General features: G+C 71.1%; 22 protein-coding genes. 7 read left to right on the plus strand and 15 right to left on the minus strand.

What is annotated here, in order from left to right:
* Positions 1 to 26 precede the first annotated feature (26 nt).
* Positions 27 to 722: a TerB family tellurite resistance protein gene (locus PV682_RS22060; protein WP_319732406.1), complete on the minus strand. Its 696-nt coding sequence runs from the start codon at positions 720 to 722 to the stop codon at positions 27 to 29.
* Between the two features lie 182 nt (positions 723 to 904).
* Entirely contained in the window at positions 905 to 2,626 is a 1,722-nt protein-coding gene (leuA, locus tag PV682_RS22065) for a 2-isopropylmalate synthase (protein WP_319732408.1), read from the minus strand.
* Between the two features lie 321 nt (positions 2,627 to 2,947).
* On the opposite strand from leuA, the gene PV682_RS22070 reads away from it, so the two are divergent.
* The 5 genes from PV682_RS22070 (at position 2,948) to PV682_RS22090 (ending at position 6,386) form a co-directional block, all read left to right on the plus strand.
* Positions 2,948 to 4,015 (plus strand): M4 family metallopeptidase, encoded by a 1,068-nt coding sequence (locus tag PV682_RS22070; protein ID WP_319732410.1) that lies wholly within the window; start codon positions 2,948 to 2,950, stop codon positions 4,013 to 4,015.
* A 22-nt stretch (positions 4,016 to 4,037) separates the two neighbouring features.
* Positions 4,038 to 4,304, plus strand: coding sequence for a protealysin inhibitor emfourin (locus PV682_RS22075; protein ID WP_319732413.1), 267 nt, complete (start codon positions 4,038 to 4,040; stop codon positions 4,302 to 4,304).
* Positions 4,305 to 4,397: 93 nt separating this feature from the next.
* Positions 4,398 to 5,696, plus strand: coding sequence for a GH1 family beta-glucosidase (locus PV682_RS22080; RefSeq protein ID WP_319732415.1), 1,299 nt, complete (start codon positions 4,398 to 4,400; stop codon positions 5,694 to 5,696).
* Between the two features lie 43 nt (positions 5,697 to 5,739).
* Positions 5,740 to 5,991, plus strand: coding sequence for a type II toxin-antitoxin system CcdA family antitoxin (locus tag PV682_RS22085; RefSeq protein WP_319732417.1), 252 nt, complete (start codon positions 5,740 to 5,742; stop codon positions 5,989 to 5,991).
* Positions 5,988 to 6,386 carry a PIN domain-containing protein gene (locus tag PV682_RS22090; RefSeq protein ID WP_319732418.1) on the plus strand — a complete coding sequence of 133 codons (399 nt, stop codon included), beginning with the start codon at positions 5,988 to 5,990 and terminating at the stop codon, positions 6,384 to 6,386. The genes PV682_RS22085 and PV682_RS22090 overlap by 4 nt, the downstream gene beginning before the upstream one ends.
* Before the next feature lie 3 nt (positions 6,387 to 6,389).
* On the opposite strand, the gene era is transcribed toward PV682_RS22090, so the two are convergent.
* Entirely contained in the window at positions 6,390 to 7,352 is a 963-nt protein-coding gene (gene era / locus PV682_RS22095) for a GTPase Era (RefSeq protein ID WP_055718987.1), read from the minus strand.
* A gap of 174 nt (positions 7,353 to 7,526) precedes the next feature.
* Here era and PV682_RS22100 point away from each other — a divergent pair, with 174 nt between their 5' ends.
* Complete coding sequence (locus PV682_RS22100; protein ID WP_319732421.1) at positions 7,527 to 8,825, plus strand: ammonium transporter; 1,299 nt, start codon at positions 7,527 to 7,529, stop codon at positions 8,823 to 8,825.
* Positions 8,822 to 9,160, plus strand: a complete 339-nt coding sequence (locus PV682_RS22105) for a P-II family nitrogen regulator (RefSeq protein ID WP_010354845.1) — start codon at positions 8,822 to 8,824, stop codon at positions 9,158 to 9,160. Before PV682_RS22100 ends, PV682_RS22105 begins: the two co-directional genes overlap by 4 nt.
* Positions 9,161 to 9,236: 76 nt before the next feature.
* On the opposite strand, the gene PV682_RS22110 is transcribed toward PV682_RS22105, so the two are convergent.
* The 12 genes from PV682_RS22110 to PV682_RS22165 form a co-directional block, all read right to left on the minus strand.
* Positions 9,237 to 10,217, minus strand: a complete 981-nt coding sequence (locus PV682_RS22110) for a DUF7507 domain-containing protein (protein WP_319732425.1) — start codon at positions 10,215 to 10,217, stop codon at positions 9,237 to 9,239.
* 91 nt (positions 10,218 to 10,308) lie between these two features.
* Positions 10,309 to 11,628 (minus strand): beta-xylosidase, encoded by a 1,320-nt coding sequence (locus PV682_RS22115; RefSeq protein ID WP_319732427.1) that lies wholly within the window; start codon positions 11,626 to 11,628, stop codon positions 10,309 to 10,311.
* Positions 11,629 to 11,793: 165 nt separating this feature from the next.
* Positions 11,794 to 12,270: a hypothetical protein gene (locus tag PV682_RS22120; RefSeq protein WP_319732429.1), complete on the minus strand. Its 477-nt coding sequence runs from the start codon at positions 12,268 to 12,270 to the stop codon at positions 11,794 to 11,796.
* A 147-nt stretch (positions 12,271 to 12,417) separates the two neighbouring features.
* Complete coding sequence (locus tag PV682_RS22125) at positions 12,418 to 12,771, minus strand: cytidine deaminase (RefSeq protein WP_319732431.1); 354 nt, start codon at positions 12,769 to 12,771, stop codon at positions 12,418 to 12,420.
* An 82-nt stretch (positions 12,772 to 12,853) separates the two neighbouring features.
* On the minus strand, positions 12,854 to 14,239 hold the full coding sequence (locus PV682_RS22130; protein WP_319732433.1) for an SMI1/KNR4 family protein: 1,386 nt from the start codon (positions 14,237 to 14,239) through the stop codon (positions 12,854 to 12,856).
* Positions 14,240 to 14,259: 20 nt separating this feature from the next.
* On the minus strand, positions 14,260 to 14,619 hold the full coding sequence (locus PV682_RS22135) for an MmcQ/YjbR family DNA-binding protein (RefSeq protein ID WP_055724576.1): 360 nt from the start codon (positions 14,617 to 14,619) through the stop codon (positions 14,260 to 14,262).
* On the minus strand, positions 14,616 to 15,911 hold the full coding sequence (locus PV682_RS22140) for a hemolysin family protein (protein WP_319732436.1): 1,296 nt from the start codon (positions 15,909 to 15,911) through the stop codon (positions 14,616 to 14,618). Before PV682_RS22140 ends, PV682_RS22135 begins: the two co-directional genes overlap by 4 nt.
* Positions 15,908 to 16,405, minus strand: coding sequence for an rRNA maturation RNase YbeY (ybeY, locus tag PV682_RS22145; protein WP_319732438.1), 498 nt, complete (start codon positions 16,403 to 16,405; stop codon positions 15,908 to 15,910). The genes PV682_RS22140 and ybeY overlap by 4 nt, the downstream gene beginning before the upstream one ends.
* A gap of 12 nt (positions 16,406 to 16,417) precedes the next feature.
* The gene (locus PV682_RS22150) at positions 16,418 to 17,476 is read right to left on the minus strand and encodes a PhoH family protein (RefSeq protein ID WP_319732440.1); all 1,059 of its coding nucleotides are present in this window, start codon (positions 17,474 to 17,476) and stop codon (positions 16,418 to 16,420) included.
* Between the two features lie 176 nt (positions 17,477 to 17,652).
* Positions 17,653 to 18,723 (minus strand): carbohydrate kinase family protein, encoded by a 1,071-nt coding sequence (locus tag PV682_RS22155; protein WP_319732499.1) that lies wholly within the window; start codon positions 18,721 to 18,723, stop codon positions 17,653 to 17,655.
* 641 nt (positions 18,724 to 19,364) lie between these two features.
* On the minus strand, positions 19,365 to 20,663 hold the full coding sequence (locus PV682_RS22160; RefSeq protein ID WP_319732442.1) for a glucarate dehydratase family protein: 1,299 nt from the start codon (positions 20,661 to 20,663) through the stop codon (positions 19,365 to 19,367).
* 71 nt (positions 20,664 to 20,734) lie between these two features.
* Positions 20,735 to 23,365 (minus strand): immunoglobulin I-set domain protein, encoded by a 2,631-nt coding sequence (locus PV682_RS22165; protein ID WP_319732444.1) that lies wholly within the window; start codon positions 23,363 to 23,365, stop codon positions 20,735 to 20,737.
* Between the last annotated feature and the right edge of the window lie 22 nt (positions 23,366 to 23,387).

The following is a 23,387-nucleotide window of genomic DNA, read 5'->3' on the forward strand; positions in this document are numbered from 1 at the left end:
TGTACCCCGCAAGGACCACGCGAGTACTACGACGGCGTCCGCGCAGCCGCGAGCAGCCGTGTGACGTCCTCCGCCCCGATGGTCAACGCCACTCCCACGGTCGCCAGGGTCTCCCGCTCGGCGGGCGTGTAGGGGCCGTCCGCGAGGGCGATCCGGGCCCCCTGGAGGAGGATGGACTCCCGCCCCACGGCGGCGAGATGGGGCGCGAGGGGGTCGAGCGCCTCGTGCAGCTCTATGGCCAGCCCGGGCCCGCAGGGCGTCCCGTAGGCCCGCCCGGTGTCCGCGGCGACGGCCTCCACGAGCGCGACGAGCTGCTCCCCCGTACAGTCCTGGAACCCGGCGGCGCGGACGGCGGCGGTGGCCGTGTCCAGGGCCGTACGGGACGACGTACCGCCCGCGGAGAGGACCGCGAGGGCGACCGTGTGGACGGCGTCCCGGAGCATCGCGGAGAACCGGGTGGTGGTGGGGTGGTCGAGGACGTCCAGGGGGAAGTGCCGGCGGCAGGCGGCGCACTCGACGACGGGCCCGGTCTCACCCCTGGGCAGTACGGGTACCCCCAGGCACGTGAACCGCCGGCGCCCGGTCAGCCGCTGGTAGTTGCGGTCCCCGCCGCACCCGGGGCAGAAGAACTCCCCGTCCCCCACGGGCGTCCACGCCGTGCGGATCCCCAGGATGCGGGCAACCCCGGTGGCTCGGCTGTCTCGTCCCGGTCCTGGCAGCACGTCGCACCTCCGTCACCAGCGCGGCCTCATCGCCACGTCTGCGTGATGTTAGCCACATCGGATGGGTGCAGTCAGCACCTTCGACGAGACCTGCCCGTGATCTGCACCCTGGAATGGCCGATATACGACGGGGCCCGGACCGTCGCACAGGACGGCCCGGGCCTCTGACACGACCGGGTGAGTTACCGCGTCGCGCGGTTGACGGCGGAGACGACCGCCTTCAGGGACGCGCGGGTGGTGTTCGCGTCGATGCCGATACCCCACAGGACCTTGTCACCGACGGCGCACTCGATGTAGGAGGCGGCCTGCGCGGACGCGCCCTCGCTCATCGTGTGCTCCTGGTAGTCCAGCAGGCGTACGTCGATGCCGATGCCCTGGAGGGCGTGGAAGAAGGCCGAGATCGGACCGTTGCCGGTGCCGACCAGGGTCGTCTCCGTGCCGTCGACCTCGGCCTCGACGGTCAGCGTGTCGACGCCGTCCTTGTCGGTGGTCGACTGGCCGGCCTTGAGCTGCATCCGGCCCCACGGGTTCTCGGGGTTGGGCAGGTACTCGTCGCGGAAGACGGCCCAGATGTCGCCGCCGGTGACCTCGCCGCCCTCGGCGTCGGTCTTCGCCTGGATCAGCTTGGAGAACTCGATCTGCATCCGGCGCGGCAGGTCCAGCTTGTGGTCGTTCTTCAGGACGTAGGCGATCCCGCCCTTGCCGGACTGCGAGTTGACGCGGATGACGGCCTCGTAGGAGCGGCCGACGTCCTTGGGGTCGATGGGCAGGTAGGGCACGGCCCACTCGATGTCGTCGACGGTGACGCCCTTCGCGGCGGCGTCGGCCTCCATCGCGTCGAAGCCCTTCTTGATGGCGTCCTGGTGGGAGCCGGAGAAGGACGTGTAGACCAGGTCGCCCACGTACGGGTGGCGGGGGTGGACCTCCATCTGGTTGCAGTACTCCCACACACGGCGGATCTCGTCGATGTCGGAGAAGTCGATCTGCGGGTCGACGCCCTGGGAGAAGAGGTTCATGCCCAGGGTGACCAGGTCGACGTTGCCGGTGCGCTCGCCCTGTCCGAAGAGGCAGCCCTCGATGCGGTCGGCGCCGGCCATCAGCGCCAGTTCGGCCGCCGCGACGGCCGTACCGCGGTCGTTGTGCGGGTGGACGGACAGGACGACGTGCTCGCGGCGGGTCAGGTTGCGGTGCATCCACTCGAAGCGGTCGGCGTGCGTGGAGGGGGTCGAACGCTCCACGGTGGCGGGCAGGTTGAGGATGATCTCGCGGCCCGGGCCGGGCTGGTAGACGTCCATCACCGCCTCGCAGACCTCCAGCGCGAAGTCCAGCTCGGTGTCGGTGAAGATCTCGGGGCTGTACTGGTAGCCGAACTCGGTCTCGGGGCCCAGCAGTTTCTCGGCGTACTCCATCACCAGGCGGGTGCCGTCGACGGCGATCTGCTTGATGTCGTCCTTGGAGCCGCGGAAGACGACGCGGCGGAAGACCGGGGCGGTCGCGTTGTACAGGTGGACGGTCGCGCGCCTGGCGCCCTTCAGGGACTCGACGGTCCGCTCGATCAGGTCCTCGCGGGCCTGGGTCAGGACGGAGATCGTCACGTCGTCCGGGATCGCGCCCTCTTCCTCGATGATCGAACGCACGAAGTCGAAGTCGGTCTGCCCGGAGGCCGGGAAGCCGACCTCGATCTCCTTGTAGCCCATCTTGACCAGCTGGTCGAACATCCGGCGCTTGCGCTCGGGCGACATCGGGTCGATCAGGGCCTGGTTGCCGTCACGCAGGTCGGTGGAGAGCCAGCGGGGGGCGGTGGTGATCCGCTTCCCGGGCCAGGTGCGGTCGGGGATGTCGACCTGGTCGTACTGCCCGTACTTGTGGATCGGCATCTGACTGGGCTGCTGGCGGTTCGCCATGGGGCTCAAAGCTCCTCGATGGGGTCCGGGTGACCGGCCGACACGCAACGCCAAAGCTCCGCGGGGAGGGAGTCGGCCTTCTTTACAGGCCCTCGCCGCGGCAGCTAAGGAGAAGCAGCCCGAAACGCATAGTGCTCCGCACTCTAGCGGAGGTGCTGGTGGGGCGCGGCTCCGTCCCAGTATGCGGGACCGGTGGGACGAACGGGGCAAAACGTGCGCCGTACCACAGAGCGGAATCGTCCGCGTCCCTATGTGGGGGTATTTCACCAATCATGGTTGCGGGTAGTGACAGGCGGATGACTCAGTGCCAAGGTGCCCGACATGACTCACCACGGGGGCTTCGAGCCCGTCTTCTGCACGATCATTCCGCCGCACGTCCTGGACCACGTGGCCCGCCACGAGGACGCGTCCATCGCCGACCGGGTCGCCCGCACGCTGGAGCGCGACTCCCTCCAGCGCACCCGCCGCCGCGTCGCCATCGAGCGCGGCCTGACCGCCGCCGCGCCCGCCGCGGGCACCGGCAAGCCGAAGCGCACCATCTACGACGCCGGGCACGGCACCGACCTGCCCGGCACCGAGGTCCGCGCCGAGGGGTCCGAGCCGGGCCAGGACGCCACCGTCAACCGCGCGTACGCCGGGCTCGGCGCGACGTTCGACCTGTACCTGAACGCGTACGGCCGTGACTCCATCGACGGCGGCGGGCTCGCGCTCGACGCGACCGTCCACTACGACCGCGACTACGACAACGCGTTCTGGGACGGTCAGCAGATGGTGTTCGGCGACGGGGACGGGGAGCTGTTCCTCGACTTCACCATCCCGGTCGACGTCATCGGCCACGAACTCACCCACGGCGTCACCCAGTACACCGCCAACCTGGAGTACTACAGCCAGTCCGGCGCCCTCAACGAGTCCGTCTCCGACGTCTTCGGCGCCCTCATCAAGCAGTACGCCCTCGGGCAGAGCGCCGACCAGGCCGACTGGCTGATCGGCGCCGGCCTCCTCGGCCCGGCGATCGACCGCGGCGAGGCCCTGCGCTCCATGAAGGCGCCGGGGACCGCGTACGACGACGACGTCCTCGGCAAGGACCCGCAGCCCGGCCACATGGACGACTACGTCAAGACCAGCCGCGACAACGGCGGCGTCCACATCAACTCCGGTATCCCCAACCACGCGTTCTACCTCTTCGCCACCGAACTCGGCGGCAACGCCTGGGAGAAGGCCGGCCAGGTCTGGTACGACGTGCTGACGGGCGGCGAGTTGTCGTCCACCGCGCGCTTCACCGAGTTCGCGAGGCTGACGGCCGCCGCCGCGAAGTCCCGCTACGGCGACGGCGACGTCCACAAGGCGCTCGTCGACGCCTGGCGCCGCGTCGGGGTGCCGACCGCCTGAGATCTGTACTAGACAGGGCTCCATGCGGATTCAGGTGCGACGCACCGGCGGTTTCGCCGGCATCGAACGGTACGCGCAGCTCGACACCACCGGACGCCCCGACGCGGCCGAGTGGCACGCCCTCGCGGAACAGGCGGTGGCCGCCGCGCGGACGGTGCGCCCGATCGGGGTGCCGGACGGGTTCGCCTACGAGATCACGGTGGACGGGAAGACCGTGTACGCGGCCGACCCCCGGCTCACCGAGGAGCAACGGACGCTGATCTCACGGGTGTTGAAGGAAGGGGCGTAGCGGGAGGCGTTCCGGACGGGGGTTTCCGGGACGCCTCTTCCGTTCTCCGTCAGGGCGTTGACTTCCCTACCCGCCGGTACGGATGATCCGCGCATGGCTCTTGACGCAGGCAACGCGATACCCCGGTTCCCCGCGGACTTCCTCTGGGGAGTGTCGACCTCGGCGCACCAGATCGAGGGGGCCGCCGGGCGCGGCCCCTCCGTGTGGGACGAGTTCTCCGGGGTGAAGGACGGGTCCACGGCCGAGGTCGCCTGCGATCACGTCCACCGCTACCGCGAGGACGTCGCGCTGCTCGCCGGGCTCGGGGTGGACGCGTACCGCTTCTCCGTGTCGTGGCCGCGCGTCCAGTCGCCCGGGGGGCTGGACTTCTACGACCGGCTGGTGGACGAACTCCTCGCGGCGGGCGTCCGTCCCGTCCCCACCCTCTTCCACTGGGACCTCCCCGTGGGCCTGGACTGGCTGGAGCGCGACACCGCGTCCCGGCTCGCGGAGCACGCGGCCGTCGTCGCCGGGCGCCTCGGGGACCGCGTACGGAAGTGGATCACCCTCAACGAGCCCGCGGAACACACCCTGTTGGGCCACGCGCTCGGCACGCACGCGCCCGGCAGGCAGCTCCTCTTCGACGCGCTCCCCGTCGCCCACCACCAGCTCCTGGCCCACGGCCTCACCGTCCAGGCCCTGCGCGCGGCCGGCGCAAGCGATGTCGCGATCACCAACTCCCACGGCCCGGTGTGGCCCGCGTCCGGTGAACAGGCCGACATCGAGGCGGCGGCCTTCTACGACACGCTCCTCAACCGCCTCTTCGTGGAGCCGGTCCTCCTGGGCGAATACCCGGACGGCCTGGGCGAGTTGATGCCGGGCGACGTGGCCTCGGACCTCAAGACCATCTCCGAGCCCCTCGACTGGTACGGCATCAACTACTACGCCCCCACCCGCGTCGGCGCCCCCCAGGGCGAGGAGATCAACTTCGGCGGCGTCACGATGCCGGCCGAACTCCCCTTCTCCGTACGGGAGATCGAGGGCGTCCCCACAACGGACTTCGGCTGGCCGGTGGTCCCGCAGGCCCTCACGGAACTCCTCACCACCTTCAAGTCCCGCTACACCGGCCGCCTCCCCCCGATCGTCATCACGGAGAACGGCTGCTCGTACGAGGGCCTCGACGACCAGTCCCGCATCACGTACCACGCCACCCACATCCAGGCCCTGCACCAGGCCCTGGAAGCAGGCGTGGACATACGCGGCTACTTCGTCTGGTCCCTCCTCGACAACTTCGAGTGGGCCGAGGGCTTCGCCCGCCGCTTCGGCCTGGTCCACGTGGACTACGCGACACAGGAGAGGACGCCGAAGGCGTCGTACGCGTGGTACCGGGAGGTGCTGCGGGCGCAGCGGTGAGGAAAGCCGCACGGGGGTTGCCATATCGCGGTATGGTGATCGTGTGGCTGCGAAAAAGATCACCATCACAGTGCCGGAAGAGCTCGTCGAGGCGGCACGGGGACTGACCTCCAATGTCTCCGGCTATGCCGCCGAAGCACTGGCGGACAGAATCCGCCACGATCTCCTCGGCGAGGCTCTCCGGCTCTACCAGGAGGAGCACGGAGCCTTCACCGCAGAAGAGATGGCTGAGGCAGACGCCCTTTTGCTCGGTACCTCGGAGTCCGACGCGTCTGCTCAGGCGGATGCCGCGTGACCCAACTCCGCACCTTGGTCCTCGACTGCGAAGGATTTAGCGCCTGGCTCACCCAAGACCGCAAGGTTCTGGGGATCATCTACAGCGCCTGGCGTCACAAGAGCCGCATCGTCGCCAGCGCGAACACCATCATCGAGGTCTCGCACGCCGGCCTGAGCATGCCCCGCCTCAACTGGGCCCTCTCACACGTGAAGATCGAACCCGTCACCGAGCAATCCGCCGAAGCCGCCGCGCGACTCCTCAAGGAAACCGGCCTCCACGGCCACAAGTACGCCCTGGACGCCACCGTCGCCGAGACCGCCCTGCGTCAGCCCGGCCCCGTCGCGGTTCTCACCTCTGACGTGGACGACATGCGGAAACTCTGCGGTCAGCGGGTCCGCGTCATCCCGGTCTGAAGCTCAGAACCCCAGCTTCCGCAGCTGCTTCGGGTCCCGCTGCCAGTCCTTGGCGACCTTCACGTGCAGGTCGAGGAAGACCGGTGTGCCGAGGAGGGCCTCGATCTGCTTGCGGGACTTGATGCCCACGTCCTTCAGGCGGCGGCCCTGGGGGCCGATGATGATGCCCTTCTGGCTGGAGCGCTCGATGTAGATGTTCGCGTGGATGTCGAGGAGGGGCTTGTCGGCGGGGCGGTCCTCGCGGGGGAGCATCTCCTCGACGACGACGGCGATGGAGTGGGGCAGCTCGTCGCGGACGCCTTCGAGGGCCGCCTCGCGGATCAGCTCGGCGACCATGACCTGCTCGGGCTCGTCCGTGAGGTCGCCCTCGGGGTAGAGCGGGGGGCTCTCGGGGAGCATGGGGGCCAGCAGGTCCGCGAGGAGTTCGACCTGCTTGCCCGCGACCGCCGACACCGGCACGATCTGCGCCCACTCGATGCCCAGCTCCTTGCCGAGCAGGTCGATCGCGATGAGCTGCTCGGCGAGGGTCTTGGAGTCGACGAGGTCGGTCTTGGTGACGACGGCGACCTTGGGCGTGCGCTTGATCCCGGCGAGCTCCTTGGCGATGAACCGGTCACCGGGGCCGAGCTTCTCGTTGGCGGGCAGGCAGAACCCGATGACGTCGACCTCGGCCCACGTCGTACGGACGACGTCGTTGAGCCGCTCCCCGAGCAGGGTCCGGGGTTTGTGCAGGCCAGGGGTGTCGACGAGGATCAGCTGGGCGTCCTCGCGGTGGACGATGCCGCGCACGGTGTGCCGGGTCGTCTGCGGCCGGTTGGAGGTGATCGCCACCTTCTTGCCGACGAGAGCGTTCGTGAGGGTGGACTTGCCCGCGTTGGGACGCCCCACGAAGCACGCGAAGCCCGCACGGTGGGCGGCGCCGCCCGACTTCTCGGACGGCGAGGATGACTGGGAACGAACGCTCATACCCCCATTCTCCCTGATCCACGAAGCACCGCCGCACACACGAGCGGCCGGCCACCCCCACGGTGAGTTTCCGGAAACCCGTACGCAACGAAACGCCCCGGAAACACATCCGTACGCGCCCGGAAACGGGAACCGGTGACCCTCTGACGAGCCCCGACCCCGTTGGAGACCCCCGTGCCCCTCGCCGCCGCACAGGTGAACACCGGCGACACCGCCTGGCTGCTCGCCGCGACCGCCCTCGTCCTGCTGATGACCCCGGGCCTGGCCCTGTTCTACGGCGGCATGGTCCGCACGAAGAGCGTCCTCAACATGCTGATGATGAGCTTCGTGTCGATCGCCCTCGTGACGGTCGTCTGGCTCGCCGCCGGCTACTCCCTGGTCTTCGGCGACGACGCCGGCGCCGGCCTGATCGGCGGCCTCGCGCACGCGGGCATGGCCGGAATCAGCCCCGACAGCGTTCAGGGCACCGTACCGACCCTCCTGTTCGCCACCTTCCAGCTGACCTTCGCGATCATCACGGCCGCGCTGATCAGCGGGGCCATCGCGGACCGCGCGAAGTTCGGGGCATGGCTGGTCTTCGTCCCTCTGTGGACGCTGCTCGTATACGTTCCGGTCGCGCACTGGGTCTGGGGGCCCGGCGGGTGGATCCTGACGCACCTCGGGGCGCTCGATTTCGCGGGCGGACTGCCGGTGGAAATCACCTCCGGGGCGTCCGGACTGGCCCTCGCGATCGTCGTCGGGCCGCGGCTGGGCTTCAAGCGGGACGCGATGCGGCCCCACAACCTCCCCATGGTCGTCCTCGGCGCCGGGCTCCTGTGGTTCGGCTGGTTCGGCTTCAACGCCGGGTCCGCGCTCGGCGCGAACGGGCTCGCCGCCGCCGCGTTCCTCAACACCCTCGCCGCGGGCTGTACGGGGCTGCTGGGCTGGCTCTTCGTCGAACAGCGGCGCGACGGCCACCCCACGACGCTGGGCGCCGCGTCCGGCGCGGTCGCCGGGCTCGTCGCCATCACCCCGTCCTGCGGGTCCGTCTCCCTCCTCGGCGCGCTCGTCATCGGGCTCGCGGCGGGCGTCGTCTGCTCGTACGCCGTGGGCTGGAAGTTCAGGTTCGGTTACGACGACTCCCTCGACGTCGTCGGCGTACACCTCGTCGGCGGGGTGATCGGGACGCTCCTCATCGGCGTCTTCGCGGCCGACGAGATGACCGGGGGTACCACCGGTCTCCTGTACGGGGGCGGCCTCACCCAGCTCGGCAAGCAGGCCCTCGCCGTCGTGGTCGTAGCCGGGTACGCCTTCGGAGTGACGTACGGCATCGGCAAGCTCATCGACAAGGTCATGGGGTTCCGGGCCGACGAGGACCACGAGCACACGGGGCTGGACCTTACGGTGCACGCCGAGACCGCATACGATCACGGCGTCCTCGGCCACGGTGCGCCCATCTCGCACTCCATCCAGAAGGTGACGCCGCCCGCATGAAACTCATCACCGCGATCGTCAAGCCGTACCGCCTCGACGCGGTCAAGACGGCACTGCAAGAACTCGGCATCCACGGTCTGACCGTGACGGAGGCGAGCGGGTACGGGCGCCAGCGGGGGCACACGGAGGTGTACCGGGGCGCCGAGTACCAGATCGACCTGGTGCCGAAGGTGCGGATCGAGTTGGTGGTGGAGGACGCGGACGTGGAGCCGGCGATCGAGGCGATCGTGAAGGCGGCACAGACGGGGAAGATCGGGGACGGAAAGGTGTGGGCGGTACCGGTGGAGACGGTGGTACGGGTACGGACGGGCGAACGAGGGCCGGACGCGCTCTAGATTTTGATGCCGGGTTCGCTGTGTTCTTTTAGGGGCGCGGGGAACTGCGCGACAAGCCACGACGGTGCCGCACCAGCTAGACGGCCTTCTGCGGCTCGATCGTGGTTGCTCGCGCAGTTCCCCGCGCCCCTTGAGGGCGGCTGCGCCGCCATTTGAGCAGCACCCCGGCTCCTACAAGAACCCCCACGGCCACCCCCACCGCAGCCCACGGAACCGCCAGGAACGACGTACTCCCCTTCTCCTCCGTCCCCGTGGCGCTAGCCGTCAACGTCACCCGCCCCCGGTCCAACTGGGGTGCATGACCCCAGCGTTCGGTGAGCCGAACCCTCTGCCCCGGCAACAACTCCGCAGGCACCTTGGTCAGTTCACGATTCAGCAGCGTACGTCCGAACAGCCCCGTCGCCTTCAGACGGACCCGGGGATCCAGCGTCACGTTGCCCGTGTTGTGCAGCGTGTACGAGACGGTGGCCGTGCTGTCCCCGAGCCCCGGAACCAGCGGACGATCCTGCGAGATCCGGACGTCCTCCACGGCGAGAGCCGGCAGCGAGACCCCCGTGACCTGCAAGTACACCCGCGCGCCCACCGCCCGCTGCACCCCGAGCGCCACCCCTCCCCCACCCTTCTCGACCTTCTCGTCGAGCGCGACGATCGCCCCGGGATGATCACCGGGCTCCGCACCGGACGGCACCGTGATCGTGAACGGCACGGTGACGTTCCCCCGGGCCGGCACGCTGACCGAACTGCCGGGCAGCTTGGCCCAGGCCCCCACCCCCGACATCTTCTCGCCGGCGGACTTGACGGCGAACCCCCCGTCGCGGGCGGTGTTGTACGCGTCGGCCGCGTACAGCCGGAACCGCATGGGCCGATCGGTCTTGTTGGCGACGACGACCTTGTCCCGCACGGTGTGCCCGGGATCGGCGGAGACGAAGAAGTACGGCCGGGCGGCGACGGCCGTGGACGCCGGATAGACGGACCAGCTCCCGTTGTCGGCGGCCCGAGCCGGAGCCGGGAACAACAGGAGGAGCAGGACCGGGACGAGCCCGAAGAGCTTCCGCATGGAGACGAACCCCCCTGGTGCGAAGGGAAGTCGGACGGTCGGGCGGATGCGGACCCGTGGGGTGGACGCCCGGCCGTCTGGTGCCCCGCGCTCAGGTCAGCGTCAGGGTGAGGACGCCGGCGTAGCTGCCCGGAGGCGTGAACGCCGGTACGTCGAGGGAGAGTTGCGCGCCCGCGGTGAACTCGCCGCCGGCTCCGGCCCCGTCGGGCGTGGCCGCGAGGGTCGCGCCGCCGCTGCCGACGACGCCCGCGCTGCCCGCCTGGCAGGTGCTCGGCGAGCCCGGCTTCGTGGTGCAGGACGGTGTCCAACTCAGCTTGCCCGCCGCGATCTTGGCGCCGGGCCCGGTGAAGTCGGTGACCTTGCCGGTCAGGGACCAGCCCGCGGGACCGCCGCGGAAGTCCTTGACGGTGACGGTCTGGAGCGCACCGGTGGACGCGTTGCCGCTGCCGAAGTCGACGGCGGAGAGCGCGACGGAGTCACCGGCCTGGGACATGGCGAGCGTCCCGGCCTTGACGGTGGCGGTGACCTTCTGGCTGCCGGGCGGTACGGGCGTGTCGTTGACGACGACGTACGCGGCCGGTCCGGCTCCCTTCGTCTCGGACCAGGCGCTGCCCTCGTAGGCGACGATCCCGGTGGTGGTCAGGTCGTTGACGGTGAGCGAACCGCTGATCGCGCCACTGGAGCCGGCGGTCACGGTGGCGGTGTCCTGGGTCTGGCCCGCGCCCGCGCGCCCGGCCAGGGTGACGCTCGCGCCGGCGGTGAAGTTGCTGCCGCTGACGGTGACTGCCGCGCCCGGCGCGCCCGTTGCCGAACTCAGTGAGATCGTCCGGGTGTTGGCGGGCGGGTTGGCCGTGGCGGTGACCGTCTCCGAGGCCGGTGCGGGCGGGTTGGTGACGGTGCAGGGCGTGTCCAGCTCCAGGATGTAGCTGGTGTGGATGTTGTAGTCGCCGGGCGAGAGGGTGATCGCGCCGGGCGCGGTCACGGTGAACGACCCGGTCATGGAGAACGACGGGAAGGGTGCCCGGCCGGGCACCGGGTCGTTCTTCTTGGGCCCGGCGACCGTGACGCTGCCGGTCTGGGCACCGCCGAGGGTGACTTTCCCGGTCGGGGTCATGATGTCGGCCGGCAGGGCCAGGTCGGTGGGGTTGCCGGCGGCCGGAGTGACCACCGTGTAGGTGACGTTGACGGTGTCGCCGACCTTGGGCGACGTGTTGTCGACGGCGATCTTCGCGGTGGTGGTGCCGTCGATCGGCGGGATCCCGGAGACCGCCGGGGGGATGCAGTGGGTGGGGAAGTCGACGTTCGTCGCGGCCGACGCGGGGCAGGCGAGCGCGCCGCCCGCGCCGAGCGCGAGCGCGGCCGTCCCGAGCAGTGAGACCAGACGCCGTCTTCGAGTGGGTGTGCGACCCATGGGTGCCCCCTCCTTCTTGGGGTGAAGGCGCAGCGGCTCTTCTGCGCCGACAGGGGGCATTGACGTGGAGCGGGCCGAAGAAGTCAATGGACTCGGCGGACAAAGCTGACGGTCGGTCAGCTGGAGAACTGACAGACCGTCAACTCACTTCGCGGGTGCGGAGGTTCAGTCGTAGATGAACGGGCCGGTGAGTTGCGGTGCGGTCGCCGAGCAGTTGACGGTGATACCGAAGACGACCATCGACAGGCCGCCGCCGAAGATGTCCAGTTTGTCGCCCGAGGCCACCGTGCCGTTCAGCGGGCCGACGGTGATCGGGTCGTTGACGGCCATCGCCGGGTTCGCGTTACCGGTGAAGACCCGGCTCGGGCCCGTCGAATTCGCCATCGTGAGCGTGGAGTTGATGCTGTTCGCGGCGATCGTGAGCGGTGCCTTGATCGCCGTCGTGGACAGCGTGAGGGTGGCGGCGGTCCCGGTCTGGGTCGCCGTGAGGGTGGCCGCACCACCGCCGAAGATGCCGCACGTGGCGGTGAACGTCGCCGTCGTGGGGCTGACGGCGGCTGCGGTGGGAGCGAGCGCGAGACCGGTGACCGCGAGGGCCCCGGCCAGCAGTGCCGCACCTGATCCGATTCGCTTGCCTCTCATGGAGTTTCCGGCTCCTTCCGGGGGAGAGACGGACGGCCGATCGGGGCGGGAGGGTGCGGGCTCCGGCCCCGGTGGGGAAATCTGACGGCCCGTCGGAATCAACGGCTCCATTGATGCGTGGGAGACGCGCGAGGGCAAGGCCCCTTTTCAGCCAACGGCGAGAGTCCGCCGTACGGTCCCGTCCGGCCCCGCCACCACCACGGGCGTCCCCGCGCCCCCCAGATCCCGCACGGCGGCGAGGTCCTCCTCCGCCACGTCCTCCCCGGCGGTCACCACAGCCGCCGCCTCCAGCGACTCGGCGCCGGACGCGACGGCCATCGCCACCGCCGTACGCAGCGCGCTCAGCTTCAGCGACGGCAGCTCCACGGTCGCCGCGACATACGTACGCCCCGTCTCGTCCCGCACGGCCGCCCCCTCCGGAACACCGTTGCGCGCCCGCGCGGAACGGGCCAGGGTGACGATCTTGAGGTCCTCGGGGCCGAGGGAGGTGGTGTCGGTCATGGTCAGAGCATACGAGCGGGGCGGACGGGGGCGGGGGTGAGGGTGAGGTGGCTCTCAGGTAGGGGGGAGCCGGTCGGGCGGGTCAGGCGGGGAGCGGGCCGAGGTCGCCCGTCACGACGGTCGGGGTGATCGGTGAGCGGCCGAAGAGCGCCAGGATCTCGTTCGCGAGAGCCACAAGGTCGAGGGGGTGATGGCCGCCGCCCGCGTTCGTCTCGATGGACGCCGCCAGCAGCCCGCGCGGGACGGCCCCGGCGTCCAGGAGCGACCGCCAGTACTCCGGAGGGAGGTCGAGGTACTCCAGGCCGGTCAGCCCGCCGATCTCGCGCGGGTCCGCGAGGGTACCCGGGTAGGCCGAGAGGGTGCGCAGGCGCGGCAGGCCGACGACAGGGGCGAGGCTGAACGGCTCGTCGCACACGCCGAGGGAGAGCACTTCGAGCGCCGGGTGGGCGGCGGCCTCGACACTCGGTACGGCGCTGTGGTTGACGCGGGCCACCTCGGGAAGCTCCTCGCGGCGCTCCCTGCCCTCCTCGCGCTCGCCGTCGCGCACCAGGCCGGTGAGGGAGTCGGCGAGCAGTTCGGCACCGACGTGCTCCTCGTGGCTCAGCAGGATGACCTGGCCGAGGTTTCCGCCCGGCCCCGGCGTCAGGTCGAGCGCGACGGCGTCACCGCCGCCGTTGCCGCCGAAGACGATCCACCCCGGCGAACCGGCCAGCCCCTGCACCGCGTCCCCGGGCCGGGTGACGGCCGCGTCCGTCGCGCCGAACTCCCAGGGAGCCGGCCGGGTCGACGCGTCCGCGACGTACACGTGGTCCAGCGGGAGCAGTTCGCAGCCGACGGCCTCGTACACCCGGTCCGCCGCGTCGACGTCGTCCTCCCAGTCCTCCCACCTCCCCCGCACCACCCCGTAGAGGGACCTCAGCTCCCCCGGGAGAGCTACGCCGATCCGGGACTCGGCGGCGGCGAGCTCCTCCTCGGTGGCGCCGACGACGTCCGGGAGCCGCTCGCGCAGCAGCCGCTCCAGCTCCCCCGCGTCGGCCGTCGGCGCCGGCAGCGCGTCCGGCACCGGCTCGGGGAGCCTGCGCCAGGGCTGCGGCACCGCGTCGTCGACGAGGAGCAGCGAACCGCCCTGCGGGCCGCCGAACCCGGGTTCCACGTGCGGGTGCGGACCGTACAGCCGCAGCGTCGCCGCCCCGTCCGCCCCGCACTCCAGCACGAACTCGACCTGGCCGGTGTCCGCCTCGGCGAGCGCGCCGATCACCGCGTGGACCGCGTCCCACTCCTCCTGCGCGTCCTCCACCTGCGCCGCCCGCCCGGGCGGCGGGGCGGGCCGGTGCACCGGGACGCTCCACGAGCCGACCCCGACATGGCCCCGCACATACCCGCCGGGCTCGGCGAGCACCGCCGCGTTGCCCGACCGGATGAGCCTCAACAGCGGCTCCCACAACGCGAATTCATACAGCGCGGACAAGAAACGCTCCCCCTGGAAACCTAGGGCCGGTCCAGCCGCAGCCGCTCCGCTCTCGGCAGGCCGGCCACGACAAGGTCGTACGAGTCCTCCACCAGCTCCCGCACGAGCCGCGCCGGAAGACCGGCCGTCAGGTCGACCGTGTTCCAGTGCCGCTTGTTCATGTGATACCCGGGAGTGATCACCCCCGGGTACTCCCCCCTGAGGCGTACGGCGTCGTCAGGGTCGCACTTGAGGTTGACCTTCAGGGGTACGGCGTCCGTCCAGCTCAAGGCGAACATCTTCCCGCGGACCTTGAAGACGGAGATCTCCGGCGAGAACGGGAAGTCCTCGACGGCCGCGTTGAACGACAGGCACAGGGAACGGAGTTGGTCCGGGGTCACGCGGACTCCTTCCCGGGGTCTTCCCCGACGGGCTCCACCAGCACGGTCACGATCTTGTTCCGCCGCCCGGCAGCCGCCTCGGCGGTCAGCCGCAGCGTCCGGTCGTCCGGCAGGCGTACGACCGCGGAGGCACCGGCGATCGGCACCCGCCCCAGCGCCTTCGCGAGGAGCCCGCCGACCGTCTCGACGTCCTCGTCGTCGTACTCCTCCAGGCCGTACAGCTCGCCCAGGTCCGTGATGTCGAGGCGCGCGGTGACCCGGTGCCGGTCGTCGCCCAGGTCCTCCACCGGGGGCAGCTCACGGTCGTACTCGTCGGTGATCTCACCGACGATCTCCTCCAGGATGTCCTCGATGGTGACGATCCCGGCCGTACCCCCGTACTCGTCGATGACGACGGCGACGTGGTTGCGCTCCTGCTGCATCTCGCGCAGCAGGTCACCCGCGTTCTTCGTGTCGGGGACGAACGCGGCGGGCCGCATGGTCGTGGAGACGAGGGCGGACTCGGCGTCGCGGCTGATGTGCGTCCTGCGGACGAGGTCCTTGAGGTAGACGATCCCGACGATGTCGTCCTCGCTCTCACCCGTGACGGGTATCCGGGAGAACCCGGACCTGAGAGCCAGGGTGAGCGCCTGACGGATCGTCTTGTACCGCTCGATGACCACGAGGTCGGTCCTCGGGACCATGACCTCCCGTACGAGGGTGTCACCGAGCTCGAAGACGGAGTGCACCATCCGGCGCTCGTCGTCCTCGATCAGCGACTCCTTCTCCGCGAGGTCGACCATCGCGCGCAGCTCCGCCTCGGAGGCGAACGGACCGCGCCTGAACCCCTTGCCGGGGGTGAGGGCGTTGCCGATGAGGATCAGCAGCGACGGGATGGGGCCCATGACGCGGGCCAGCGGCAGCAGGACGTACGCGGCGGCGGTGGCCGTGTTCAGGGGGTGCTGGCGGCCGATCGTGCGCGGGGAGACGCCGACCGCGACGTACGAGACGAGGACCATCACGCCGATCGCGGTGAGCAGCGCCGCCCACGTCTCGTGGAACTCCTTCAGACAGGCGTACGTCACGAGCGCGGCAGCCGCCATCTCGCAGGCCACCCGGACCAGCAGGGCGACGTTCAGATAGCGGGTCGGGTCGGCCGCGACCTGCGCGAGGCCCGCGCTGCCCCGGCGGCCCGACTTGACGGCCTCCTCCGCGCGGAAGCTGGACACGCGCGCGAGGCCCGCCTCCGCGCAGGCGGCGAGCCAGGCGACCACGACCAGCGCGACGGCACCCGCGACGAGCTGGACGCTCATGAGACGGTCGGCGCGGGAGAGGGGCCCGTGAGGCCCTTCTCGGCCCGCCAGCCGTCCACGATCGCCGCCTGGAGGCCGAACATCTCGGCCTTCTCGTCGGGCTCCTCGTGGTCGTAGCCCAGCAGGTGCAGCACCCCGTGGACCGTCAGGAGCTGGAGCTCCTCGTCCATGGAGTGCCGCGTCGGCGCTTCCTCACCCTGCTTCTTCGCGACCTCCGGGCACAGCACGATGTCCCCGAGCAACCCCTGCGGGGGCTCCTCGTCGTCCTTCGCCGGGGGGCGCAGCTCATCCATCGGGAACGACATCACGTCCGTCGGGCCGGGCAGGTCCATCCACTGGATGTGCAGCTGCTCCATCGCGTCGGCGTCCACGACGATCACCGACAGCTCCGACAGCGGGTGGATCCTCATCCGCGCCAGCGCGTAGCGGGCGATGTCGAGGACCGCCTGCTCGTCGACCTCGGTTCCGGACTCGTTGTTGACGTCGATCGACATGGCGCTGATCTGCTACTTCCGCTTGTTCCGGCCGCCCTTGTGGCCGCCGTTCTCCGTACCGTTCTCGCTGTCGTACTTCTCGTACGCGTCGACGATACGGCCCACCAGCTTGTGCCGGACGACATCCTGCGACGACAGCCGCGCGAAGTGCACGTCGTCGACCCCCTCCAGAATGTCCTGCACCTGCCGCAGCCCGCTCTTGGTCCCACTCGGCAGGTCGACCTGCGTCACGTCACCCGTGATCACGATCTTCGAGTCGAACCCGAGCCGCGTCAGGAACATCTTCATCTGCTCGGGCGAGGTGTTCTGGGCCTCGTCGAGAATGATGAAGGCGTCATTAAGGGTCCGGCCCCGCATATATGCCAGCGGCGCCACCTCGATCGTGCCCGCTGCCATCAGGCGCGGGATCGAGTCGGGGTCGAGCATGTCGTGGAGGGCGTCGTACAGGGGGCGCAGGTAGGGGTCGATCTTTTCGTACAGGGTGCCGGGGAGGAAGCCGAGGCGTTCGCCCGCCTCGACCGCGGGGCGGGTCAGGATGATGCGGTTGACCTGCTTGGACTGGAGTGCCTGGACGGCTTTCGCCATGGCCAGGTACGTCTTGCCGGTGCCGGCGGGGCCGATGCCGAAGACGATCGTGTGCTTGTCGATCGCGTCGACGTAGCGCTTCTGGTTGAGGGTCTTGGGGCGGATCGTGCGGCCCCGCGAGGACAGGATGTTCTGTGTGAGCACCTCGGCCGGGGTCTCCTGGCCGTCGCTCGTCCCGTTCTCACTCGCCCGCAGCATGGCGATCGAGCGTTCCACCGCGTCCTCCGTCATCGGCTGCCCGGTGCGGAGCACCAGCATCATCTCGTCGAACAGGCGCTGGATCAGGGCGACTTCGCGTACGTCCCCGACCGCGCTGATCTCATTGCCCCGGACATGGATGTCGGCCGCCGGGAAGGCCGTCTCGATCACGCGCAGCAGTGAATCGCCTGATCCCAGCAACGACACCATGGGGTGCTGGGCGGGAACGGTGAACTGTGCTCTCGCCTGCCCCTGCGCGGGGGCCTTGGCCGTGGGTGTCTCCGTCATAATCCGGCCCGCAGGGCCTCTACGTCCTCCCGAACGCGTCTCGCCTGCCACAAGGGCGGCCTGGCGATTTCAAGAGTACGCCCTGCCACTGACAACGCCGTAGGAGTTTTCGCACGGCCGTACGGGGTGGGGCGGGGGGCCGGGTACGTCGCTCCCGGCGCCCCCGCGCGCGTGGCTCACGCCGAGCGTCTGAAGCCGATCGTCGGGACGGCCCTGCGCAGGGGCCAGGGCCTCGCCTCGCCGTCGGAGAGGAGGGCGGCGAGGAACGCGTACCGGCGCAGGGCCTCGGGGTCCTGCGTCTCCACCGAGCGGATCTCGCGCCACCACGCGGCGATCTCGGCCCAGCCGGGTGCGGAGAGGGAGCCGCCGAACTCCTGGACGGAGAGGGCGGCGGTGAGGCCCGCGAAGGCGAGGCGGTCGGCGAGGGGCCAGCCGGCGAGGGTGCCGGTCACGAAGCCGGCGACGAAGACGTCCCCCGCGCCGGTCGGGTCGAGCGCCTCGACGGCGATGGCGGGGACCTCGGCGGTCTCGCCGGTGCGCCGGTCGACCGCGTACGCGCCCTGCGCGCCCAGCGTCACCACGGCGAGCGGTACGTGGTCGGTGAGGGCGTGCGCGGCCTCGCGGGGGCAGTCCGTGCGCGTGTACCGCATCGCCTCCTGCGCGTTCGGGAGGAACGCCTCGCAGTGCTCCAGGTCGGCGAGCCCGGCGAGGTCCCAGGCGCCGGTGTCGTCCCAGCCGACGTCGCCGAAGATCCTCGTGCCCTTCGACGCGGCCTGCGCGATCCACGGTTCGCGCCTGCCCGGCGTGAGGGAGGCGACCGCCGCGCGCGCGGGCGGGGGGCAGGCGGGGGCGGGCTCCACGGGGGGCGCCTCGTGGCCGTGGGAGACCATCGTGCGCTCGCCCTCGTACGCCATCGACACGGTGACCGGGGAGTGCCAGCCGGGGACCGTGCGCGAGGGGGTGAGGTCGATGCCCTCGCCCTGTTCCAGCGCGTCCCAGCAGTACTCGCCGTAGTGGTCGTCGCCGAACGCCGCCGCGAGGGACGTCCGCAGGTTCAGGCGGGCCAGCGCGGTCGCCATGTTGGCCACGCCGCCGGGGCTTGAGCCCATGCCGCGCGCCCAGGACTCGGTCCCGCGCACGGGCGCGGAATCCAGGCCGGTGAAGATGATGTCCAGGAACACGGTCCCGGTCAGATACACGTCACACGCCGGATCCCCGGGCGCGCGCACCCCGGCCAGCGGATCCATCGGACACTGCCGGTCCGGGCGGATCCTGCTCCTCGGTACGGTCTCTCCTGCCGACGCGTCGGACGGGCTCACGGTGCGCTCCCTGCGAGTGGTGCCGATCCGGCACCCCGCGCCCGGGGAACGCCCCCACGGCGGTGCGTCCTCGCGAGTGTGCCGATCCGGCCAGTGTGCACCACCCCACCGACATCGGTCCCCCCAACAGGCCCGGAGGACCGTGGGGCACACAGGAACCCCACATGGGGAACGCGGCGGGGGGACGGCGGAAGAGTGGCGGTGGGGGCGCCATGCGGTGAGGCAGGGTGTCGGTGAGCCGGGTACGGGGGCCGGGGTGGCCCCGGGAGCGGGACCGCCCACCGGATCGCCCTGGAAGGCTCGGGGAGCCGGGAGCGCGCCCGCACGCGGGTACCGCAGCCCGCGCCCGCGCCCCGCCGGATCCGCGACGCGAGCGCGCCCCCCCTCACGCAGGTACCGCCGAACCGGGCCCGCCGGCCGGCCGGCGCCCCGGAGCGTGCCCCGCCGGACGACAGGCCCGCCGCCCCGCCTCCACGCGGGCCCCTCGAATCCGCCTCCCGCGCGCGTGCCCGCCGATCGCCCTCCACGCGCGCGTGCACCTCAAGAACGCCCCGTGAAGACGCCCCGTCTCACCACCGAGGCACCGACGGCGTCACCCACCCCGGCTCGGCCACCCGCATCGCCGCCGCGTCGTCGCGGTCCCGCAGGGTGCCGTCGTCGTCCTGCCAGCGCTGGTGGAGGAAGGCCAGCTTGTCGCGGTCGAGTTCGATGCCGAGGCCGGGGCCGTCGGAGACGGTGACTTTGCCGGCGTCGAAGGTGAGGCGTTCCGTGAGGACGTCCTCGGACTGCCACGGGTAGTGGGAGTCGCAGGCGTGGTGGAGGCCCGGGACGGTCGACGCGACGTGGGTCATCGCGGCGAGGGAGATGCCGAGGTGGGTGTTGGAGTGCATGGAGATGCCGACGCCGAACGTGCGGCAGATCGCGGCGAGTTGCTGGGTGTTGCGCAGCCCGCCCCAGTAGTGGTGGTCGGAGAGGACGACCTGGACGGCGCCCCGGGTGAACGCCTCGGGGATCTCGGCGAACGTCGTGACACACATGTTGGTCGCGAGCGGCACCCCGGTCCGCGCGGCGACCTCGGCCATCGCGTCGGTGCCGAGCGCGGGGTCCTCCAGGTACTCCAGGACGTCACCGAGCTCCTTGGCGACGGTGAGGGACGTCTCGACGGACCAGGCCCCGTTGGAGTCGAGCCGCAGCGGGTGCCCGGGGAACGCCTCGGCGAGCGCGCGGACCGCGGCGATCTCCTCCTGCGGCGCGAACACCCCGCCCTTGAGCTTGAACGACGTGAACCCGTACCGCTCGGTGAACTTCCGCGCCTGCTCGACGACCCCGGCGGGATCGAGGGCGGCCCCCCAGTCGTCGCGCTCGGCGGGGACGCCGGCGGGGTGCTCGGCCCACTTGTAGAACAGGTACGCGCTGTACTCGACGGCATCGCGCACCTTCCCGCCGAGCAGCGCGTGCACGGGCAGCCCGAGGGCCTTGCCGAGCGCGTCGAGGCAGGCGACCTCGAAACCGGAGACGACGGACAGCCGCAGTTTGTCGGCGGTCTGCACGCCCCGCAGCCCGCCGACGTCGACCTGGTCGACGACCCGCGCGCGGTCGACGTCCACCCCGTTCATGACCGTGAACAGCCCGTGGTGATCGGCGACGGACCTGCCGACGAGCCGCTCCGCGAACGGCCGCGCCAGCTCCAGGTACTTGGTGTCCCCGTAGGTCTCCCCGAGCCCGGTGACCCCGTCCTCGGTGACGACCTCGATGATCAACCGGGGGGTGTACGGCTGGTGCACCCCCTGCGTGTTCAGCAGCGGCGGGTCCGCGACCAGGATCGGCGTGAGGCGTACGTCGGCGATCGTGAGGTCCACCCTGGTCATCTCCCTCTCAGCGCATCCATGTACGGAAACAGAGGTTAGGTACGTGAACCAATGCCGTCAATGGAGCGCCGTCACTGGAGCGCCCGGGCCCGCCGCACCGCGTACACCCCGGCCACCGTCAGCAGCGCGGCGATCCCCGCGACCGCGCCGACGGTCACTCCGGTGGAGGCGAGGCTTCCCCCTGCGGTCGTAGTACCTCCGAGGGACCCCCCGGACGAGGACGTGCCCGTAATACCCGTAGTACCCCTAGTACCCGTAGTACTTGAGTCGCCCCCCGTGGACCCGGCACCACCCGTAGTACCCGTAGTACCCCCAGAGGCCCCCGATCCCCCAGTGGTACCCGTCCCCGGATCCGTCTCCACCGGCTTCTGCCCCACGAAGCTCACCGGCACCTTGACGTCCTGCGACCGGTCCCCGGACAACGTGTGGTCGGCCCGGGTCGCCAGCACGCACGTCACCTTGAAGCAGTCGGTGTACGCGTCCTTGGCGTCGAGGGTCAGCGAGACGGAGAACGTCCCCCCGTCCCCGTACGGCCTCGCCAACTCCTTGCCGTAGTCGGGCGGGTTGGAGGAGATCCACGCCGAGGAGTGCGACGCGCCGGTCATGTCGACGCCCCCGACGCACGGCGTCGGCAGCTGCCCGGCGCCGTTGTCGACGCAGAGGGCGACGTAGATGCCCTTGTCCTCGTCGTACCCGGACCCGGTGACCTTGACGGTCTGCCGCTCGACGGCCAGGCCGTTGACCGGCGTGACGGTCAGCCTCTGCCCCTCGGCGCCGGTGACGGTCCGGGTCCCGGACGGCCCGGTCGGCGTCCCACCGCCGCCGGTGGTGCCGCCCCCGTTCGTGGCCCCGGCTTCCCTCACCGTCAGCGTGAACTCCGAACTCCGCGTCGTACCCCCGGCGTTGGAGAAGACGACGCGGTACCGGTAGCCGTCCTGAGCGGCGCGCGCGGTGAAGGAGTACGTCCGGGAGCCGGCGCCCGCGACGACGTTCCAGGTCTGCCCGTCATCGGCGCTGACCTCCCACTTCTGCCCCGGCGCCGGGACCCCTTCGGCGGCGGCGACGAAGGTGACCTTCTCCCCCGCGGACACCGTCTGGTCCGTCGGAGTCTGGGTGACCCGGGGAGACACCCGGAGGTCCACCTTGACGACCTTGCTCTCCGCGTACTTGGTGAGGTAGACGGAGGTCGCGCCGGGCGTGACCGCGACGCCCGCGTAGACCGTGCCGGCGATGCTGCCGGGCAACGCGACGGGTGCGGCGGCCTGTTCGAAGGTCGCGCTGTCGAGGATCTGGAGCGAGCCGGTGCCGTCGGCGCCCTCGGCGGCCGTGCCGTAGTCCTCGCGCAGGACGAACGCGCGCCGGGACGCCTTGTCGAAGGCCATCGCGAGCGGACGGTCCTTCGCGGTGAGCGTCCTGAGCGCGACGCCGTTCCTGTCGAAGACGTGGACGTTGTCGTCGACCGCCACCCACACGTTGCCGTTGGCGGGGTCGGTCTCGACGAAGTAGACGGAACCGGCGGGGAGTTCGGTGGTCGCGGTGACCGCGAAGGCCGCGGACCGCGTGTCGACGCGCCGCAGCACCTTCACACCGTCGGCCGAACCCACCGACCAGGCGACGCCGTTGGCGGCGTCGACGCCCAACTGGGCGCCGCCTTCCAGGGTGATGGACCGCCGCACCGTGCCGGTGCGGGTCTCGACCTCGGAGAGCGTGGCACCCTGGGCGACGAGGACGGTGGACGCGGTGGCGGGCCCGGTGCCGGTGACGGTCGCGCCGTTCAGCCAGCTGCCCTCGGCGCGCGCGTCGCCGTCCTTGGCGGTGGCGAGGCCGCGCAGCGGGAAGTGGAAGGAGACGCCGTCGCCGGGCAGCGGGGCGATGATCTGCCGGACCACGCGCGCGGCGAGCGCGCCGCCCGCGCCGGGTGCCTGGGCGATGTGGCCGAGGGCCTTGCCGGTGGCCGGGTCGAGGGCGTAGAGGCCCTGTTCGGCGAGGTCGGCGGTGTCGGGGATGTTGTCCGAACCGACGTACAGCTTCCCGGAGTCGGGGTGGACCAGTACGTCCAGGGGACGACCCGCGGTGGTGAACTCGGCGGCCCGCGCGTAGGAGACGGTCCCGGCGGGGACGTCCACGCCGCCGTCCTCGCCGCCGCCCGGGTCCTGGCCCTGGAAGGTGACGGGTATGCGGACGTCCTGGGAGCGGTCGCCGGGCGCGTTGTGGTCGACGCGGGTGACGACCGAGCAGGCGACCCGCGTGCAGTCGAGGCCGCCGTCCTCGGCCTTGATGCCGAGTCGTACGTCGAACGTGCCGCCCGTGCCCCACTTCTCGGCGACCCCGGCGGGGGCCTCCGTGGAGTCGGCGGGGACGATCCACCTGGACGCGCCACTGCCGCCGGTCTGGTCGGCGCCGCCGAGGCAGGGGGTGGGGATGCGGTTGTCGCCGTTGTCCTTGCAGAGCGCGACGTACACCCCCTTGGTGACGTCGTACCCGGCCCCGGTCACCCGCAGGGTCTCCCCCTCGGGGTTCAGCCCGGCCGAGGCGGAGACGGTGAGCCGCTGGCCGTCCTTGCCGTACGCGGTACGGGGGGTGTCGGCGGCCCGCGCGGCCGGGCCCACCGTGACCGCCGTCGCCGCCGCGGCCACGAGTGCCACCGCGCCGAGCAGGGCGGCGGGCCGTCTCAGCCGCCGGGCGGGGGTGTCGTCTGTCATGAGAGGTCCCTCGGAGAGGTGG

Source organism: Streptomyces niveiscabiei (assembly GCF_033794345.1).
Classification (GTDB): domain Bacteria; phylum Actinomycetota; class Actinomycetes; order Streptomycetales; family Streptomycetaceae; genus Streptomyces; species Streptomyces niveiscabiei.

What these genes read in the sequence shown, in the direction of transcription:
- leuA (WP_319732408.1), bottom strand. Translation starts at nt 2,626, where the DNA reads ATGGCGAACCGCCAGCAGCCCAGTCAGATGCCGATCCACAAGTACGGG.
- PV682_RS22070 (WP_319732410.1), top strand. Translation starts at nt 2,948, where the DNA reads ATGACTCACCACGGGGGCTTCGAGCCCGTCTTCTGCACGATCATTCCG.
- PV682_RS22075 (WP_319732413.1), top strand. Translation starts at nt 4,038, where the DNA reads ATGCGGATTCAGGTGCGACGCACCGGCGGTTTCGCCGGCATCGAACGG.
- PV682_RS22080 (WP_319732415.1), top strand. Translation starts at nt 4,398, where the DNA reads ATGGCTCTTGACGCAGGCAACGCGATACCCCGGTTCCCCGCGGACTTC.
- era (WP_055718987.1), bottom strand. Translation starts at nt 7,352, where the DNA reads ATGAGCGTTCGTTCCCAGTCATCCTCGCCGTCCGAGAAGTCGGGCGGC.
- PV682_RS22105 (WP_010354845.1), top strand. Translation starts at nt 8,822, where the DNA reads ATGAAACTCATCACCGCGATCGTCAAGCCGTACCGCCTCGACGCGGTC.
- PV682_RS22110 (WP_319732425.1), bottom strand. Translation starts at nt 10,217, where the DNA reads ATGCGGAAGCTCTTCGGGCTCGTCCCGGTCCTGCTCCTCCTGTTGTTC.
- PV682_RS22115 (WP_319732427.1), bottom strand. Translation starts at nt 11,628, where the DNA reads ATGGGTCGCACACCCACTCGAAGACGGCGTCTGGTCTCACTGCTCGGG.
- PV682_RS22120 (WP_319732429.1), bottom strand. Translation starts at nt 12,270, where the DNA reads ATGAGAGGCAAGCGAATCGGATCAGGTGCGGCACTGCTGGCCGGGGCC.
- PV682_RS22125 (WP_319732431.1), bottom strand. Translation starts at nt 12,771, where the DNA reads ATGACCGACACCACCTCCCTCGGCCCCGAGGACCTCAAGATCGTCACC.
- PV682_RS22140 (WP_319732436.1), bottom strand. Translation starts at nt 15,911, where the DNA reads ATGAGCGTCCAGCTCGTCGCGGGTGCCGTCGCGCTGGTCGTGGTCGCC.
- ybeY (WP_319732438.1), bottom strand. Translation starts at nt 16,405, where the DNA reads ATGTCGATCGACGTCAACAACGAGTCCGGAACCGAGGTCGACGAGCAG.
- PV682_RS22150 (WP_319732440.1), bottom strand. Translation starts at nt 17,476, where the DNA reads ATGACGGAGACACCCACGGCCAAGGCCCCCGCGCAGGGGCAGGCGAGA.
- PV682_RS22155 (WP_319732499.1), bottom strand. Translation starts at nt 18,723, where the DNA reads ATGGATCCGCTGGCCGGGGTGCGCGCGCCCGGGGATCCGGCGTGTGAC.
- PV682_RS22160 (WP_319732442.1), bottom strand. Translation starts at nt 20,663, where the DNA reads ATGACCAGGGTGGACCTCACGATCGCCGACGTACGCCTCACGCCGATC.
- PV682_RS22165 (WP_319732444.1), bottom strand. Translation starts at nt 23,365, where the DNA reads ATGACAGACGACACCCCCGCCCGGCGGCTGAGACGGCCCGCCGCCCTG.